This is a genomic window from Vibrio sp. 2033 (assembly GCF_033339735.1).
In genome coordinates this window covers 1-505 of the sequence record NZ_JAWOVC010000902.1, presented here as the reverse complement: position 1 = coordinate 505, position 505 = coordinate 1, and the positions used below count along the sequence as shown (strand labels likewise).

Below are 505 nucleotides of genomic sequence, written 5' to 3'. Positions count from 1 at the left end.
CGCCACCCCTAGGTCATGCCGCGCCTACGGGAGGAGTGCTAGGGACCTTGCCCGCGCTGCCTCACACCATTTCTAATCTAAAATTTCCCGAGCTCTTCCTTGGCTTGCTGACATTGGGCATTCTGTTCTTTTTCCCAAAAAAGTATCGCAAATATGTACCCGCTCAATTGGTGGCACTGGTTGCAGTTACCTTATTGTCGGTGATGTTGTTTGATACGGAAGATATCCGCCGTATCGGGGAAATTCCGGCTGGCCTGCCATCTTTGGTCGCGCCACATATCGACCCCGATATGTTCGTTGAAATGGTCATCGATGCATTGGTGTTAGGTACGCTCGGTTGTATTGATACCTTGTTAACTGCGGTTATCGGTGACTCACTTACCCGAAAAGAGCACGATTCCGACAAAGAGCTTCGTGGTCAGGGCTTAGCGAACATGATTTCAGGTTTATTCGGCGCACTTCCAGGAGCGGGTGCGACGATGGGCACGGTGACAAACATCCAAGT

General features: G+C 51.1%; 1 protein-coding gene. It reads left to right on the top strand.

The window, feature by feature from the left end; all coding sequences use genetic code 11:
- A partial coding sequence (locus R7P74_RS29720; RefSeq protein WP_318124342.1) for a SulP family inorganic anion transporter occupies positions 1-505 on the top strand: 505 nt, incomplete at both ends.